General features: G+C 65.5%; 12 protein-coding genes and 1 tRNA gene. 6 read left to right on the top strand and 7 right to left on the bottom strand.

Annotation, left to right across the window (positions count from 1 at the left end; all coding sequences use genetic code 11):
• Positions 1 to 31: 31 nt before the first annotated feature.
• The 5 genes from ACQR1F_RS04600 to ACQR1F_RS04580 form a co-directional block, all read right to left on the bottom strand.
• Positions 32 to 1,030, bottom strand: coding sequence for a hydroxyacid dehydrogenase (locus ACQR1F_RS04600; RefSeq protein WP_434886114.1), 999 nt, complete (start codon positions 1,028 to 1,030; stop codon positions 32 to 34).
• A gap of 29 nt (positions 1,031 to 1,059) precedes the next feature.
• Entirely contained in the window at positions 1,060 to 2,160 is a 1,101-nt protein-coding gene (locus ACQR1F_RS04595) for an ABC transporter ATP-binding protein (RefSeq protein ID WP_434912597.1), read from the bottom strand.
• A 19-nt stretch (positions 2,161 to 2,179) separates the two neighbouring features.
• On the bottom strand, positions 2,180 to 3,091 hold the full coding sequence (locus ACQR1F_RS04590) for a carbohydrate ABC transporter permease (protein ID WP_316178769.1): 912 nt from the start codon (positions 3,089 to 3,091) through the stop codon (positions 2,180 to 2,182).
• A complete protein-coding gene (locus ACQR1F_RS04585) occupies positions 3,091 to 4,026 on the bottom strand; it encodes a carbohydrate ABC transporter permease (RefSeq protein WP_434912596.1) in 936 nt (311 codons plus the stop codon). Before ACQR1F_RS04585 ends, ACQR1F_RS04590 begins: the two co-directional genes overlap by 1 nt.
• Before the next feature lie 124 nt (positions 4,027 to 4,150).
• The gene (locus ACQR1F_RS04580; protein WP_315799987.1) at positions 4,151 to 5,491 is read right to left on the bottom strand and encodes an ABC transporter substrate-binding protein; all 1,341 of its coding nucleotides are present in this window, start codon (positions 5,489 to 5,491) and stop codon (positions 4,151 to 4,153) included.
• Positions 5,492 to 5,968: 477 nt separating this feature from the next.
• Here ACQR1F_RS04580 and ACQR1F_RS04575 point away from each other — a divergent pair, with 477 nt between their 5' ends.
• Positions 5,969 to 6,613 (top strand): Spy/CpxP family protein refolding chaperone, encoded by a 645-nt coding sequence (locus ACQR1F_RS04575; protein ID WP_434892270.1) that lies wholly within the window; start codon positions 5,969 to 5,971, stop codon positions 6,611 to 6,613.
• A 474-nt stretch (positions 6,614 to 7,087) separates the two neighbouring features.
• Positions 7,088 to 8,317, top strand: coding sequence for a hypothetical protein (locus tag ACQR1F_RS04570; protein ID WP_434912595.1), 1,230 nt, complete (start codon positions 7,088 to 7,090; stop codon positions 8,315 to 8,317).
• 144 nt (positions 8,318 to 8,461) lie between these two features.
• Here the strand turns inward: ACQR1F_RS04570 and ACQR1F_RS04565 are convergent.
• A tRNA-Ser gene (locus tag ACQR1F_RS04565) sits at positions 8,462 to 8,551 on the bottom strand.
• Between the two features lie 926 nt (positions 8,552 to 9,477).
• Between ACQR1F_RS04565 and ACQR1F_RS04560 the strand changes: the two genes are divergently transcribed.
• Positions 9,478 to 10,392, top strand: coding sequence for a septal ring lytic transglycosylase RlpA family protein (locus ACQR1F_RS04560; protein ID WP_434912594.1), 915 nt, complete (start codon positions 9,478 to 9,480; stop codon positions 10,390 to 10,392).
• A 149-nt stretch (positions 10,393 to 10,541) separates the two neighbouring features.
• Here the strand turns inward: ACQR1F_RS04560 and ACQR1F_RS04555 are convergent, their stop codons facing one another.
• The gene (locus ACQR1F_RS04555) at positions 10,542 to 15,203 is read right to left on the bottom strand and encodes a beta strand repeat-containing protein (protein WP_434912593.1); all 4,662 of its coding nucleotides are present in this window, start codon (positions 15,201 to 15,203) and stop codon (positions 10,542 to 10,544) included.
• A gap of 491 nt (positions 15,204 to 15,694) precedes the next feature.
• On the opposite strand from ACQR1F_RS04555, the gene ACQR1F_RS04550 reads away from it, so the two are divergent.
• From ACQR1F_RS04550 to ACQR1F_RS04540, 3 genes are all read left to right on the top strand, one after another.
• On the top strand, positions 15,695 to 16,237 hold the full coding sequence (locus tag ACQR1F_RS04550; protein ID WP_434912716.1) for a phage tail protein: 543 nt from the start codon (positions 15,695 to 15,697) through the stop codon (positions 16,235 to 16,237).
• A gap of 91 nt (positions 16,238 to 16,328) precedes the next feature.
• A complete protein-coding gene (locus ACQR1F_RS04545; RefSeq protein WP_434912592.1) occupies positions 16,329 to 16,856 on the top strand; it encodes a phage tail protein in 528 nt (175 codons plus the stop codon).
• A 49-nt stretch (positions 16,857 to 16,905) separates the two neighbouring features.
• The gene (locus ACQR1F_RS04540) at positions 16,906 to 17,454 is read left to right on the top strand and encodes a phage tail protein (RefSeq protein WP_434912591.1); all 549 of its coding nucleotides are present in this window, start codon (positions 16,906 to 16,908) and stop codon (positions 17,452 to 17,454) included.
• Positions 17,455 to 17,469: the final 15 nt, after the last annotated feature.

Here is a 17,469-nt window from a genome sequence, read left to right as displayed (position 1 = left end):
GTATCAGCGCGAGACGGCGCCAGCCCGCGATTCAGAGCACGTCCTGATTGATCACGTTCTGCCGAATCGGCTCGCCGTCGAGCACACTGAGGATGTTGCGCGCGGTCTGCTCGCTCATGCGGTCGACCGCCTCGCGGGTGACGCCGGCGACGTGCGGGGCCATGATCACGTTGGGCAGCATATGCAGCGCGTGGCCGACCGGCGGCGGCTCCTGCTCGAACACGTCGAGGCCGGCGCCGGCGAGGCGGCCGGACGCCAGCGCGTCGTACAGCGCGGCCTCGTCGATCAGGCCGCCGCGCGCGGTGTTGATGAGGTAGGCGGTCGGCTTCATCAGCCGCAGACGCGCGGCATTGAACAGGCCGATGGTCTCGGGCGTCTTCGGGCAATGGATGCTGACGAAATCGGCGCGCGGCAGCGCGGCGTCGAGGTCGGCGACCTGCTCGCAGCCGGCGGCGGTGATGTCGGCCGCGGGCTTGTAGGGGTCGTAGACAAGGACCTGCATCTCCATCGCCAGGCAGCGCTTGGCGGTGCGGGTGCCGATGCGGCCGAAGCCGATGATCAGCACGGTCTTGCCGTAGAGATCGAACGGCAGCACGCCGAGCCGCGAGCCCCAGGTGCCGTCCTTGACCATGGCATGCATCTCGTTGGCGCGCTTGGCCAAGGTCAGCATCATGAACAGTGCCTGCTCGGCGACCGACGGCGAATTCGCGGTGCCGGCGACCATCAAGGGCACCTTGTGGCGGCTCAGCGCCGGCACGTCGACCGCATCGAAGCCGACGCCGATCCGGGTCACGACCTTCATGTCGCCGGCAGCGACGAGCTCCGGCTCGCCGAAGCGCGTCGCACCGAGAGCCACACCATGCACCGGGGCATGGGAGGCGAGCAGCACGGAGAAATCCGCAGCCGAGATCATGTTGGGGAACTCGATCATCTCGACGTCGTCGCGCGCTGCGAGCAGCGCGCGTCCCTTGGCCGAGAAGGATTCCGTGACGAGGATCTTGTTCTTGTTGGTTGCCGTCCTGGTGGTCATGTCCTGCCCTTGAATCGTCCTGGTGCTCGTCAGATCACGAGCCCGGTCGCCTCGTTTAGCAGGTGCATGTTGTTGAGGTCCATTGCCATGCGCAGAGGGCTGCCATCCCGCGCGCCGGCATTGGGGTTGACTCGCCCGCAGACCGGCGTCTCGTTGAGGGTGAAGTAGACCAGCGTCTCCATGCCCATCGGCTCGGTGACGTCGAGCAGCGCCTCGAACGGCTCGATCCCAGGCTCCGCATGCGGCTTGGTCTCGGTGATGTGCTCCGGCCGGATGCCGAGCAGCAGCGGCTCATTCCGTGACACGGATTGATAGCGCGCGGCGCGCGCCGGCGGCAGCGGGAACGCGATGCGGTCGGTGAGGCGGACGTGGAGCCGGCCATTGGCCTCCTCGAGCCGGCACGGCACGAAGTTCATCGCGGGCGAGCCGATGAAGCCGGCGACGAAGCGCGTCGCCGGATTGTGGTACAGCTCGTTCGGCGTGCCGATCTGCTCGATGCGGCCCTTGTTCATGACCACGACACGGTCGGCCAGGGTCATCGCCTCGACCTGGTCGTGGGTGACGTAGACGGTCGTGGTGCGGACCTTCTGGTGCACCTTCTTGATCTCGATGCGCATCTGCACGCGCAGCTTGGCATCGAGGTTGGACAGCGGCTCGTCGAACAGGAACACCTTGGGATTGCGCACGATGGCGCGACCCATCGCGACGCGCTGGCGCTGGCCGCCGGAGAGCTGCTTGGGCTTGCGGTCGATGAGGTCGGCGATATCCAGCATGCGCGCGGCCTCCGCCACGCGGCTCTTGATCTCGGCCTTCGGATAGTGCTTCAGCCGCAGCCCGAACGACATGTTCTCGGCCACCGTCATGTGCGGATAGAGCGCGTAGTTCTGGAACACCATGGCGATGTCGCGGTCCTTCGGCGGCACGTCGTTGACGACGTCGCCGCCGATCGTGATGTCGCCGTCGGAGATGTCCTCGAGCCCTGCGATCATCCGCAATGTCGTCGACTTGCCGCAGCCGGACGGGCCGACCAGCACGACGAACTCGTGATCGGCGATGTCGAGATCGATGCCACGGACGGCCTCGACGTCATCGTAGCGTTTCACGACCTTGCGCAAGCTCACTTCAGCCATGTCAGATCAACTCCCGTCCTCAGCCCTTGGTCGCGCCGGCCGTGAGCCCGGCAATGTAGTAGTCCATCAGGAACGCGTAGATGATCAGCGGCGGCGCCGCGCCCAGCAGCGCCCCGGTCATGATCTGTCCCCAGTTGAAGACGTCGCCCTTGATCAGGGTGGTGACGATGCCGACCGGCAGCACCAGCTGGTCGGTCGAGGTCGTGAACACCAGCGGATACAGGAACTGCGCCCAGGAGACGGTGAAGGCGAAGATCGTCGCGGCGATCAGGCCGGGCAGGGCGACGGGGATGAAGATCCGCGTCAAGGTCTGCAACCAGGAGGCGCCGTCGATGATGGCGGCCTCGTCGAGCTCCTTGGGGATCGAGGCGAAATAGCCGATCATGATCCAGGTGCAGAACGGCACGGTGAGCGTCGGATAGATGAAAAGCAGCACGTACCAGCGATTGATCAACTGGATGCCGGTGACGTCGCCGACCAGCGCGAACATCTTGAACAGCGGAATAAACAGCAGGCTGTCCGGGATCAGGTAGGTCAGGAACACGCCGGTCGCCAGCGTCGCCGAGCCCCAGAACTTCATCCGCGACAGTGCGAACGCGGCCGGAATGCTGATCAGCATCGTGATGATCACGACGATGATCGAGACCATGGCGGAGTTGAAGAAGAAGCGCAGGAACTGGTTCGAGGTGAGCAGCCCGACATAGTTCTCCAGCGTCGGGTGGAAAACCCACCAGGGGTTGGTCGCCGCCGAGATCTCCGCGCTGCCCTTCAGCGAGGTGATCAGCATGTAGAGCGGCGGCACCAGCGAGAAGATCGCGAACAGCGTCAGGAAGAAATACGACCAGCGCAGCGCCCAGGCGCGGTCGCGGCTCATCGAGCCGTATTTGACGGTGCGGGTCGGGCCGGCCTTGTCGACGGTCATGGTGCTCATCAGGACTCGTTCCCCCGCTTGTTGACGTCGCGCAGGATGAAGATGGCGGCGACCGCGAGGATCGGCACCATGAACAGCGAGACGCTGGCGCCGAGCGGAATGTCGCTGCCCTCGATGCCGACGCGGAACGCCCAGGTCGCGAAGATGTGCGTCTTGTCGAGCGGGCCGCCGGCGGTGAGGATGCGGACGATGTCGAAGTTGGCGAACGTCACGATCAGCGAGAACAGCGTCGTGATGGCGATGATGTTGCGCATCATCGGCAGGGTCACGTACCAGATCCGCTGCCACCAATTGGCGCCGTCGATCGCCGCGGCCTCATAGAGCTGGTCCGGGACGGATTTCAGCGAGGCCAGGTACATGATCATGAAGAACGGCGCGCCGTACCAGACGTTGACCAGGATCACCGAGAATCGCGCCCAGGCGGCATCACCGGTCCACGGGATCGGGCCGATGCCGAAGAACGACAGCGTATAGTTGAAGGCGCTGTAGGACGGGTCGAACAGCCACAGCCAGGCCAGCGTGCTCATCGCCGGCGGAATCACCCAGGGCACCAGCAGCATGCCGCGCCATTTGCGCTGGCCCTTGGCCGGGATGTTGTGGACGAAATGCGCGACGATGAAGCCGATCAGCGCCTTGAAGACGACGGCGGTGATCGCGAAGATGCAGGATTGCTTGACGACCAGCCAGAACGTGTCGCGCTTGAACAGGAACTCGAAATTGTTGAAGCCGACGAAGCGCTGCATCGACTTGTTCAGGGTCGCCAGATGCACCGAATACAGGGCGGGATAGACGACCAGGAGCACGATCAGCAGGATCAGCGGCAGCGTCATCAGGAAAGCGGCGGTCGATTTCCGCTTCAGCGCCCTGTGCAGACCATTGCGGCGGGCCGCACGGGGGCGGGCGACGGCGTTTTCACCGATGGCGGCATCAACCATGAGAAAGGGCTCCTCGTGATGTCCCCTGCGACGGCGGGGTCCTCACTGGATGGGAAACACTGACGAGGTGAAAGGGGGCGGCCCGCCTGCCGAGGCGGACCGCCGGCGTTGCTTCGAGCATGCCTCAGCTGCGCATGAAGCCTTCGCACTCGCCTTCGGCCCAGGCGAGGGTCGATTCCATCTTCTCGCCCTGGGCGTAGCGCAGGCACATCTTGGTCATCGTCGCCTGTGCATAGATCTGCTGCGCGATCTTGGGCGGAGCAGGGGAGGCTGCGATCGACAGCGTCTGGTGATTATAGGGGTTGGGATAGTGAAACAGCGTCCCCTTTGGCGGCGCCGCCTCGGCCCACACCTTCAGCGTCGTCAGCTTCTCGTAGGCCGGCAGGTCGTAGCCACCGCTGGCCACCACCATCTTTTCGATCGAAGACGGTTTCGAGAGGTGGACGATCAGGCTCTTGGCCGCTTCCTTGTTCTTCGAGAACGCCCAGATGCCCCAGAAGTACGGCAGGAAGGGTGCGAAGCGTCCCTTCGGGCCCGCCGGGAACCCGTGCGTCCAGCATTGCTCGGCGACCTGCGGCGCATCGCGCTTGGCGACCGCCCAGGCGCTCGGCGGATTCATGATCATCGCGCCCTTGCCGGACACCAGCCATTTGTTGTTGGACGCGTCGTCCCACGCCGCGACGTCGGGCGGCAGCACGGCAATCAGCCGCTTGTAGAACTCCAGCGCCTGACGGACTTCATCGGTCTTGACCGTCACGTCACCCTTGGCGTTGACGAGATCGGCGCCGAACGCCTGGAAGAAAGCGCCGGCGGAATCGACGCTGTCGGTCGTCTCGCCGAGACCGATGCCGAACGGCACGCCGGCCTTGTGGCATGCCTCCGCCGCCTTCAGGAACGTCTCGGTGGTCCAACTGTCGGCCTTCGGCGGGCTGCCGGCGGGATACAATTCCTGGACGTCGATCCCTGCGTGCTTCTTCATCAGATCGATGCGGGTGCAAGGGCCCTTGATCTGGCTGCCGACGCAGGCCGGCACCGCGAGCCATTTGCCGCCAGCCTGGCCGAGATATTTGACCGTGCCGTTGACGGAGCCATTCTCCTTGACGATCGGCTCCATGATGTCGTTGACGGGCTCGAGCTGATTGGCATAGGCCTGCGGCCACCAGGTGGGATGGGCGAGAATGTCGTGGCCCGAACCGGCCGCCGCCTCGGCAGCGATGGTGAGCTCGAGCTTCTTGCCCTGGCTGGTGATGTAGTCGATCTGGACCTCGACCTTCTCCTTGGCAGCCCATTCGTTGACGAGATCGGTCGAAGCCTGATTGGCGCCAGGAACCCAATGGTCCCAGAATCCCATCGAGAGCTTGCCGGCGGCGTAGGCGCCGCGCACATAGGGCGCGGCAATCATGACCGCCGAGGTGGCAGCGGTCGCAGCAACGAATTGTCGGCGGTTCAGCTTCCTCCGTGACATGGCGTTCCCTCCCTGGTGAGCCAAGCGTTTGGGTGCGAATCCGATTTGTTAGTTGTTGCGTCGCGTCATGCGACGCATGGATTTCGCTTGGGTGCAATCAGAGCAGAATTGCGAGCGGCTGTCGAGAAAGCAGGTGGAGCGAATCCTAGAACTAATGGCGGGCACAATCGTCGCAGGTCTCGCAACTGATTGCATCGCAACGATGAGCGTTGCAGCGCAAAGCGCGTCACGGCAGAACAGGAATCGATGTAGCTGGACGCGTTGGATGCATCGCACTGCGTGCGGCAGATGGACTTGCGCGGTGCGGCAACGATAGAATTCGTTGGAATCATGGCCGTCACGACCGGCAACGCGCGAGACGGTCGGACGTGTTGCACGGAGCATGAACTGATGATGACGAGCCCCGCCGGCATCTGGCGCCGGTCTTTCGGATGCATCGCAATAGGAGTGTCAGTGGGCCTCGTCGGCCTCGCGGGCCTGCCGCGTCAGTCTGCCGCGCAGGGCCTGTTCAGGGGCGTCGAGCAGGGCGCGCGCGAAGGCAACAAGGCGGCAGGCCCGGTCGGCGGTGTGCTCGGTGGCGCGATCGGCGGTGTCGTCGGCGTGGTCACCGGCGTGACCGGGGCGTTCACCGGCAACAACGACCAGCAGAGTGCGCAGCCCGCGGCACCGCCGGCCGAGGCCAGGAAGGCGAAGCCTTCCAAGGCGGCGAAGACGAGCAAGGTCGCCAAGGCGACGCCGATGCTGACGCAGCCAGGCGCCCCGCAACTCACGGCCGAACAGATCGTCGCCAACAGCGACAGCAATGTCGAGCGGCTGAAGACCGGGCTGAACCTGACGGAAGAGCAGGCGAAGAACTGGGGTCCGTTCGCGAATGCGATGCACGCGCTCGGCCGCAACGGCGCTGACAGGCTCGATCTGCGCATCGCGCGGTCGAAGCGCGACCCGCCGGATGACATCGTCGAGCAGATGCGCAACGAGGCTCAGTTCCTGGTCGACCGCGCCGCCGACCAGCGCGCCGTGGCCGACGCGTCGGAGCCGCTCTTCACCAGCCTCGACGACAGGCAGAAGCAGATCTTCATCGACGAGATGGTGCGGCTCAGTCGCGAGCGTGGACTGGACTAGCTCGACGGAGTTGGCGTCGCCGCGGCTGTGTCCGTTGGCAGCAGCGGCGCCTGCGGCATGCCGTGACGCATGATCACCGCGGCCGCACCGCGCTACGGTATTTTAATACCCCAAGAATGACGATTGGTCGCGTTGACGGCCTGACCGGGAGAAAGCAGGCTCCAGCGGCGTGCACATTTATCGAGCACGAGCGGGGTGCTCGCGCAACGTCCCGGCCCATCAGCGCTGCTTCTGCAACCGAACTGCGACGCATTTTGATGTACATTGCAATTGTATTACGTAGAGAGCCGGAGCCGGCAAGGCGGTCTTCGCAGGCGTGCTGATTCGCAGCAGCGATCGCACGGCAGACGATCAGCAGGCCGTTCGGCTCGATGTCTTGGAGGATGATTGTTGTCGAGAGTGCGACTGCGCCGATGGATCGAGGGCCGGTTGGGGATTGGCACCGCCAGCACCGAAAGCCGCCTCGATGAGGATGTGAAACGCTTCGTCGACGCGCTGCAAGCGGAGTTGATCGCCGCGAAGGACGAGTGCGAGCGGTACAGGCGCATCACCGAAGAGAGGGGCGTGATCATGGGCCGCCTGCGCGACGAGCGCGACGGCTACAGGCTGGAGTGGGAGGCGGCATCCGCGGAGCTTCGCCGGCTGACGCGCCAGCGTCCGGCCGTGGTCTCGGACAATGGAGCGACGCGCCCCTCCGGCAATCGCCGTGACGTGGCCTTGAGGAATTCTCCGCCTTCCGCGCTGCGGGTGCTGTGCGTCGGCACCGGCCGGGACGGCACGACGTCGCTGGCGCGGATGATGCAGGAGGTGTTCGACAACCAGGGCAACGGCGACAGGGCTGTGCACGAATGGGCGTCGAGCGAGCTCAACGACCTGTTCTGCCAGCTCAAGGAAACCAACGATCCCAGCTTCGCGGATCAGATTCGTCAGACGATCCTCGATTGCCCCCATGCCTGCGTCGTCGGCAACGGTTATGCGGCCGTGCTGCCGATCATCGCCGAGCTCCTCGGCGACCAGGTCACGCTGGTGCATCTGCGCCGGCGCGACCGGGCGGCGTGCATCGCAAGCCTGGTTGAGAATGCGGAGCTGTCGCCGCAGAACCACCTCTACTACGCCGACTCGCCGGCCGCGCAGCGCAAGCGTCCGACCGCTGTCCACTTCGGAGAGATGTCGAAGCAGCAATGGATGGAGCTGTCGCTGGCCGACAAGTTCGGCTGGTACTACGACAAGACCCACGCCTTGATCGAACGGCACAAGAGCCTGTTCCCGAACACGCTCTCCGTCGATACCGAGGACCTCAACGCGGACAGCGTGCGCCTTGCGCTGGCGCACGCGGCCGGCAGCGCCGAGGCGCCGCGCGCCTTCCACGTCAACCGGTTCGTCGATCTGCGCCATGTGCCGCCCGATCGCCGCAGCTTCGTGCAGCGGCTGCTCGGGCAGCTCGATGTCCAGAAGCTCGCCCATGACGACCTGTACGGGCTGCGGCAGGTGCTCAACGAGATGATCTATCATCTCTCGCATTTTCCCGACGCAGCACCTGGCGCGGTGGATGAGCTGCGCTGGACGCTGACCGAGGTGCACGGCCTTCTCGACAGCCGCATCCGCGACGTTCGCGAACTGATGGAGCGGGTCGGCGTGACGCCGGAAGCTGCCGACGTTCACGGTGCGCCGCGAGCGATCAACGGCGCGCACGTCAGCCACTGATCGGGGGGGGGGCGCGCGCGACCCTGCGGGCAGGCTCAACGCCTCAGCGGCCGGATTTCTCAGCCTCTCGCGTCTGCCAGTATGGAACAGTGCATCGCCGGGCGAATCCGGCTGCCTGCAGTTTGCTGCCAGCAAATACGGGAATGGCGGAAGGGGTGGGATTCGAACCCACGGTACCCTTGCGGGCACGCCGGTTTTCAAGACCGGTGCCTTAAACCACTCGGCCACCCTTCCATCCGGCGTCGTGTCCTGGACGTCGGCGACGTCCACGCCACGGCGGCGCGGGATCGACGCGATCCTTGTTTAGGGTGCGGGCTTGCGGCTCGTCAACGGCGCATTCACGCCTGCCAGGACGGCCTCAGCTCAAAGCCCGCGCTCACCTGAGCGCAAAGGCCATCAGGCCGGAGCACAAGACTGCGGTGCTCAGCGCTGCCAGGGCGAGAAAGCTGCCCGAGAGCAAGTCCTGATGTCGCAACGCTTGATGTCGTAGATCTTGGTGTCGCATGGGCCACCTGCTGCGGCTGCGCTACCGGTCCGATCTCACACCGGCCGGAGAAAACCAAGGGCCGGGCGACGAACGGTCTGGATGATCTTCTGGTCGAAACTTCCGGCTTCAGGGATGCTCCTGAAGTGTCGTTATTGAAGCGGACGCAAACATTGAAACGGACGAGAGCCGACCATGGCGTCGGCTGTCCGATCCGTCCGGAATCAGGCCCGCGAGCGGACCCCTTCAAACGCATGAGCAAGGAAGATCCCGGCGCCAACCAAGCCCATCACTGCCGTCATTGCTTCGATCATAGCGAACACACCCTGTTGCGCCCCACGTGAAGCAAACGACGTGCAGCCCCGCACAGTCAAAATGATTCAGGTCCCGCGAAATGAGAACACTCCCAAGTGAGGATTTCACGCAACATATGTGTCCCAAAAGGTGCACTCGCAACACAGTGGCGCAGCGGAGTGCACGCCTGGGCGGCCATCGTCCGCGTCACAACCGCTGGAAAGCTCCGGTTAACCACGGCGGGGCCCACCCCATTTCCGCCGTGTTCGGGTTGCGTTATCCTTGTGTATTGAGTTGCGGGGATGCGACTCGGGGACAAGCCGGGACGCGGGGGCCTGATGGGATGGCTCGGCTGCGACCGGCTCATTGGTAATTGGGGTCGATGGGGATTGGTCAAACAGATCCGGTCGAGAGAGCGGTGCGCAGTGCCGTTGCCGTCCTCGCCTGCCTGATGGTCGCGAACTGCGCCTCGTCCAACAAGTTCGCCAGCAAGGTCGATCCGAAATACGGCGTATCGTCGAGCCCGCGCGTCGTCGGATTCGGCGAGCCGGTGCCGAAGGGCGGCGGCGTCTACCGCGTCGGCAAGCCCTATACCGTGGCCGGCAAGACCTATGTTCCCGAAGAGGACACCAACTACCGCGCCGAGGGCTTGGCCTCCTGGTATGGCGATGATTTTCACGGCCGGCTGACCGCCAATGGCGAGGTCTTCGACATGACGTCGCTGACGGCCGCCCATCCGACCCTGCCGCTGCCGAGCTACGCCCGCGTCACCAATCTCGCCAACGGCAAATCGCTCATCGTCCGCATCAACGATCGCGGCCCGTACCACGGCAACCGGCTGATCGACGTCTCGAACAAGGCCGCCGATCTGCTCGAGTTCAAGGGCAGCGGCATCGCCCGCGTCCGCGTCGAATATGTCGGCCGGGCGCCTCTCGAAGGATCCGACGATACCCAGCTGATGGCGACCCTGCGCACCGGCATCCCGGCGCCGGCGCCGTCCCTGGTCCGTGTCGCCTCCGCCAAGCCGTTCGTTCCCGAGATCGGCGCAGGTCGTCCGATTCGCGGCGAAGTCCCACTGCCCGAGGGGCGTCCCTACACACTCGGCAACACCTCCGCCGACCTGGCGTCGGTCGCGGCGACGTCGGAGATGTCGGCGTCCAGCCGGAGCCGCGGACGCAGCCTCGATAATCCGCGTGCCGTGTCCTACGATCAGGCCGGCCGTTACGTGACGCCGACCAGCGCGTCCGACGGCGCGGATGAGGCCCGCGAGATCCTCGGCGGCCGCGGCCTGTACTGATCCACGCAATACGCTCACGGAATACGATCTCGCACGTCGAACCAGCCGTCCCTCGCCGGGGCGGTTTCGATTCGACCGAGCCGCCAAGACCTTTTGCGAAAAGACCTGGCGCGAAAAGTCCTGTTGGGAAAAGTCCTGCCGGGAGGGGCCTATCGGGCGGTGAATGGCACGCGCGCCCTGGCCGAGAAGGTCCAGACCCGGGTGTTGCCGCCGATCCCGCCATACTCGGCACCGAGGCCGACGCCGGCACCACCCTCCGTCTGGATGCCGAGCCCGCCGGTGAACCGGGCCGACCAGCCCTGCAGCAGCGGCGTCGAGGCGAGCGCGCCGGCGGCGAGCGTATTGGCGTCCTCCTTGTTGAAGTAGTAGTCGCCGTACATGCCGAGAAACGGCGTCAGCAGAACGCCGCTGTCGAGCCAGGCGACAGGGTAGGCGGCACGCAGGCCGCCCGAGGCGCGGCCGCTGGCGAAGTCGTTGGTGCCCTGCCGCGTGCCCAGCGAGTCGGTATAGGCGTTCTGATGCTCCCACAGCGCATAGACCTTGGTCGAGGGCTCGAGCACCACGCCGGCCAATTTGTAGCTGCCGGTCAGGCCGGTCGACAGCATCCAGCGCTGACCGCTGAAATTGCCCTGGGCCGTCCCCGCGCTGCCGTCATAGCCGATGCCGGAATAGGCGACGGCGGCGTCGAAGCGCAGGGTGGGGACGATCTTCCAGCCGAGATAGGCGCCGGTGGTCCAGCCATCGCCCTTGAGCTTTCCGTTGATCTCCTGCTGGGTGTAGCTGAACGTCTCGTAGCCGCCGAGCACGCCGACCAGGAAGCTCGGCGTCGCCCGGTAGGTCAGCCCCATCATCGCGTTGAGCTGCTGCCCGTACAGCGAGACCTGGTTGGCCTGGGTGATGCCGCCGTTGTTGGTCGTGCCGAAGCGATCGACACCGGTGCCGCGGACATCAGCCCACAGCAGCCACTCCTTCTGCTCGTGCCATCTCGGCGCAGCCTGCTTCTTGTCGCCCCGGTCGATGGCCGCGAAGGCATCATCGATTCGCCCGCGGCTGCGGCCTCGCGGCTGCGACGCACCGGGCAGCATGGAGGAATAGGCGTCGCTGCCGCCGGCCGCGGCACGGTCCGAGGTCGGCGCCGGCTCGTCCTGGTCGCGTGGATCGGCTGAGAAGTTGAAGCGCATGCGCGCATTGCCCGGCGACATGAACGGACCGCCATCACTGAAGCCGTCGGCAATCGCGTCATCGATCGCGCCGGAGATCGCCTGGCCGGAATTCTGTGCCACCAGCTTGCTGACCGTCTGTTGCAGCGAGCGCAGCCGCACGCTGTCGACGGGCACGTTGACGGTCTGGGCGAGCGCGGCCGAGGTGCTCGCCGTGAACAACGCGTTGCCGGAATAGCTCGCCGTGATGGTGTGGCTGCCGACGGCGAGCGTCGAGGTGGCGAACGTCGTAATGCCTCCAGCCAGCGTCGCCGTGCCGATCGGCGAGCCGTTGTCGTTGAAGGTGACCGTTCCCGTCGGCGTGCCGCTCGACGCTGAGACGGTGGCCGTGAACGTCACGGGCTGGCCGAACTGGCTCGGGTTCTGCGACGAGGTCAGCCCGACGGTCGTGACCAGCTGGCCCACCGACAGGTTGAAGGTGGCAGTGGCCGAGGCGCTGTTGGTGTCGGTCACGGTGACCGTATAGGTGGTCATTGCCGCCGGCGCCGTCGGCGTGCCGGTGATCTGGCCATTGCTGGTGTTGAAGCTGAGGCCGGCGGGCAGGGCCGGCGAAACGGCGAAGACCAGCGCACCCGTGCCGCCCGAGCCGGCTACCGGCGTGAACGGCGTCACCGCCTGGTTGATGGGCAGCGCGCTCGACGGCACCGCCGTCGTCGCCGTCACCGCGCCGTTGATGGTCAGGCTGAATGTGTTGGTCGCGGTCGCGTTGGCGGCGTCGGTCACGGTCACGGTGAAGGTCGTCGCGGCAATGGTCACCGTGGGCGTTCCGGAGATGCTGCCGTTGGCCGTGTTGAGGGTCAGTCCGGCCGGAAGCGTCGGCGCGACGGAGTAGGTGAGCGGCGCGGTGCCGCCGCCGCCCGTGACCGGCGTGAATGGCGTGACGGCGTGGTTCGCGGTCAGCGTCGTCGCGGCGATCGCCTGCGTCGCGCTGACGGCGCCGTTGACCGCGAGGCTGAACGTGTTGGTCGCCGTGGCGCTGTTGGCGTCGGTCACCGTGACCGTATAGGTCGTCGCGCCGCTGGTCGCGGTCGGCGTGCCGGTGATCGCGCCCGAGGACGTATTGAAGGTGAGACCCGCGGGCAGCGCCGGCGCGATGCCATAGCTCAGCGGCGAGGTGCCCCCGGCGCCGGTCACCGGCGTGAAGGACGCCACCGGCGTATTCACGGTCAGGCCTTTGGACGCGATGGCCTGCGTCGCGGTCACCGCGCCATTGATCGTGAGGCTGAACGTGTTGCTGGCGCTGGCGCTGTTGGCATCGCTCACGGTGACCGTATAGGTCGTGGCCGAGCTGATCGCCGTCGGCGTTCCCGTGATCGCACCGGTCGAGGTGTTGAAGCTGAGACCGGCGGGCAGGGTCGGTGCGATGGCATAAGTCAGCGGCGACGTGCCGCCGCCCCCGGTCACCGGGGTGAAGGATGTCGCAGCGACATTGACGGTCAGGGACTTCGCCGGAATCGACTGCGTCGCGCTGACGGCGCCGTTGACGGTCAGGCTGAAGGTGTTGGTCGCGGTCGCGTTGTTGGCGTCGGTGACGGTCACGGTGTAGGTCGTGGTCGCCGCGCTCGTCGAAGGCGTGCCCGAGATCGCACCCGTGGATGGGCTGATGCTCAGCCCGGCCGGCAGGCTCGGCGAGATCGTGTAGCCCAGGGGCGCCGTGCCGCCGCCGCCGGTGACCGGCGTGAAGGCGGTGATCGCCTGGTTGGCGGTGAAGGTCCGCGAGGCGACCGCCTGCGTCGCGGTCACCGCGCTGTTCACCGTGAGGCTGAACGTGTTGCTGGCCGTGGCGCTGTTGGCGTCGGTCACCGTGACCGTGTAGGTGGTCGCGCCGCTGGTCACGGTTGGCGTGCCCGTGATCGCGCCGCTCGAGGTGTTGAGCGTCAGGCCCGTCGGCAGACCGGGGGCAACGGCGTAGGAGAGCGGTGGCGTGCCGCCCGATCCGGTGACCGGCGTGAACGACGTCGCCGCAGCGTTCTGCGTCAGCGTCTTGGAGGCGATTGCCTGCGTCGCGCTCACGGGACCGTTGACGGTCAGCTGGAAGGTGTTGGTGGCGGTCCCGTTGTTGGCATCCGTCACGGTCACCGTATAGGTGGTCGTGCTGCTGGTCACGGTCGGCGTGCCGCTGACTTGGCCGGTGCCGGTGTTGAAGCTGAGACCGGTCGGCAAGGTCGGCGCGATCGCATAGGTCCGCGGCGTCGTGCCGCCGCCGCCGGTGACCGGTGTGAATGGCGTGATGGCCGTGTTCACGGTGACGGTGGCCGAGCTCACCGACTGCGTCGCGGTGACGGCGGTGTTCACCGTGAGGCTGAAGGTATTGCTGGCCGTGGCGCTGTTGGCGTCGGTGACGGTGACCGTATAGGTGGTTGCACCGCTGCTCACGGTCGGCGTGCCAGTGATCGCGCCGGTGTTGGTGTCGAGCGTGAGGCCCGAGGGCAGCGCCGGCGACACGCCGTAGGTGAGCGGCGGGGTGCCGTTGCCGCCGGTCACGGGCGTGAAGGAGGTCGCAGCCGCATTCTGCGTCAATATCTTCGATGCGACCGACTGGGTCGCGGTCACGGCCGCATTGACGGCGAGACTGAACGTGTTCGAGGCCGTCGCGCTGTTCGCGTCCGTGACGGTGACCGTGTACGTCGTCGATCCGCTCGTGGCCGTCGGCGTGCCCGTGATCGCGCCGGTCGACGTATTGAGCGAGAGACCGGAGGGCAGCGACGGCAAGATGCTATAGGTGTAGGGCGTCGTGCCGCCGCCGCCGGTGACCGGTGTGAACGAGGTCGTCGCGTGGTTCTGCGTCAGCGTCTTCGAGGCGACCGCCTGCGTCGCCGTGACCGCGCCGTTGACCGTCAGGCTGAACGTGTTGCTGGCGGTGGCGCTGTTGGCATCGGTGACGGTGACCGTATAGGTGGTCGCGGTGCTGGTGATCGTGGGCGTGCCGGTGATCGCACCCGTGGACGTGTTGAACGAAAGACCGGTCGGCAGCGACGGCGCGATGCCATAGCCGAGCGGCGCGGTGCCGCCGGAGCCGGTGACCGGCGTGAACGAGGTCGTCGCGGTGTTGACGGTCAGCGCTTTCGACGCGATGGACTGTGTCGCGGTGGGGCCGGGCAGGTTGACCGTAATGGTCCAAGAGGTGAGCGCCGTTCCGGAGCCTGAGCAGGTTACGAGAAAGTCGCTACAGTCTGACGCATAAAACAGCGTGATCGTATCCTGACCGCCGCCTGTCAGGCTGTTCAGAGTGATGTTGATCTGAGCCTGACCGGTATTCGCACTCTGCCCATTGTCGTTTCCACTGCTTGGATGCAGGGTGTAATTGGCCTTGCTCGTGGTCGGGCTGTAGTCGGAATAAGCACTCGAGCTCGTGCCGGCGATGGGCAGCTGGGTGTTCGCATTCGTGCCGGATACGGAGTACAAGCCGTAGACAACGGCATCGTCTCCGGTGTTGGGAGTGCCCACCACGGTGAGACACAGGTGATAGACCTGTGACACGGAATTGAATGTGATCGTGGCCCCGGTGGTCGAATTGACGGTCAGATCGCAGACCGCCTGTGCCGATGAGATCGACGCGCCCATGGCCGCGAGAACGACAAAGGTCGTCACCGCCAACGTTCTCAGGTTGCTGACGGCCGACGACCAGCGAGTCAGAAACCGCTGGAACGACGTCGTCCACGCGCCAATGATGATCGCGAAAAACTGCACCTTGCCCCTGCGCTTCCCCGCGACCGCGGGTCGACCTCGGCCGCGGTCCCAAATATTCTGCGACTGCAATAAAGATTACGGAAAACTTACCGTTGATTAAGCTTTGTTTCCCCTGTGCCGCAAGCCAGTGATGCACGGAACCGCCGCACTCGCGCGGCCTTTCCCGAACTTAGTTGCGCGCCCGCAACACTGCGACCTCTCCGCGTGCTGATTCGGGGCAGGTCTCGCGAAACGCCCCCACATCCCCTGCGGGTTCATGCTTGACTGTTCCCGTTGGATGCGTGACACTTTCGAATTGCACATGACGAATACTGGACGCGTCGGTTGTCCGCGTTTCGTCGTGACGCGCTTTGTTGTCTGGTTGAATTGCACAAAATCATTTGGAGGAACGCATGCCGGTTACGCCTGTGCTCGGGCAAATCATGCCATTTGCTGGCAGCCAGCCACCGAGGGGGTGGGCGTTCTGCAATGGCGCGCTGTTGGCGATCCAGACGAACCAGGCATTGTTCTCCCTGCTCGGCACCTATTACGGCGGCAATGGTATCACGACGTTCGCGCTGCCTGATCTTCGCGGACGGGCTATCCTCGGCTCGACCGGCGGCAGCGGCCAGTTTCCCGCTGGCATGGTCAGCGGCGAGACCACGGTCACGCTCACGACGGCGCAGATGCCGACCCACAATCACCAGATCCAGGCGTCCAGCAACGATGGTGCGGGGCGTGGAGCGTCGGCGGCCAACAACGTGTTCGCGACCAACAAGCTCCCGCCAGACAATCCCAAGCTGATCTTCACCACCGCCGGGACGAACGCGGTGCCGCTGTCGCTCAGCACCAACATCGTCGACATCGGCGGCGGGCAGCCCCACAACAACATGCAGCCCTACCTCGTGATCAATTATCTGATCGCCCTGAATGGGGTTTTCCCTTCGCGCAACTGAGACGGCTCGGCGCTCACGTTTCTCACCATCGTCGCAATCCGCCGCATCGCGCCCGCTTCGCGGCGCCCACCGCACTTGAAAGGATGTCGGGATGTCAGACCCGTTTCTCGGCGAGATCAGGCTGTTTGGCTTTCCGCGCATACCGGATGGCTGGCTCGCCTGCGACGGAAGCGCATTGTCCATCGCCAACTATGATGCGCTCTATGCGGTCATCGGGACGACGTTTGGCGGCGACGGTGTCCAGACCTTCAATCTGCCGGATCTGCGCGGCCGCGTTCCGATCGGGCAGGGCACGCCGCCCGGCGGCGCATCCTATGTGCTTGGGCAACTCGACGGCGAAGACGAACACACCTTGATCACGACCGAGATGCCCACGCACAGCCACGCTTTGTTGGCGTCGACCACCGTCGCCGACACGGCACAGCCGGGGACCAGCACCCTCCTGGGAACCGCGACAGCGGGCAATCTCTACGCGCCCAGTGCTGACGCCGGGACTTACGAAGTGATGGCGGCCTGCGTCGGGCCGTCGGGGCAGAGCGTTGCTCACAACAACATCATGCCGACCGTCGTCGGCAATTACTGCATCTGCATCAACGGCATCTTCCCGTCGCCGGGCTGACGCCTTCGCGTTCGATCGGCTCTATTGCGCATTCCTCAGGAGAGACGTCGTGTCAGACCCCTTCGTCGGCGAAATCCAGGCCTTTCCGTTCACCTTTGCGAGCGACGGCTTCAACAACGCCTGGCTGCCGTGCTTCGGCCAGTTGCTCCCGATCCAGCGCTATACGCCGCTGTTCGCGCTGATCGGCACCTATTACGGCGGCAACGGCACCACGAATTTCGCGCTGCCGAATCTGAGCGGCGCGATCACCAACGGGCAGGGCAACGGCCCCGGTCTGCAGCCGCGCGTCATCGGTGAGGCGATGGGGACCAGCACCGCCTTTCTGACCACGGCCGAGATGCCCGCGCACACCCATACCTTGCAGCTCGGCAGCAAGGCGGCGGCGAATGCCACGCCGGGGCCGGGCACGGGCGTGGGCATCGTGGCGATCGATCCCAGCTTCAACGGGTTCCTGGCGCCGCCGGGCAATACGACGCTGGCGGTCAATGCGGTCACATCGAACGGGCAGAGCATTCCGCACGACAACATGCAGCCGACCCAGGCGCTGATCTGGTGCATCTGCTATGCGGGCATCTTCCCGTCATTCAACAACTCCTGAGCCGAGCAGGCTCGG

This window comes from Bradyrhizobium sp. HKCCYLS3013 (assembly GCF_051167615.1).
Taxonomy (GTDB): Bacteria; Pseudomonadota; Alphaproteobacteria; order Rhizobiales; family Xanthobacteraceae; genus Bradyrhizobium.
Note: the sequence above shows the minus strand (reverse complement) of the source record. Positions and strands in the feature narration are given on the sequence as shown.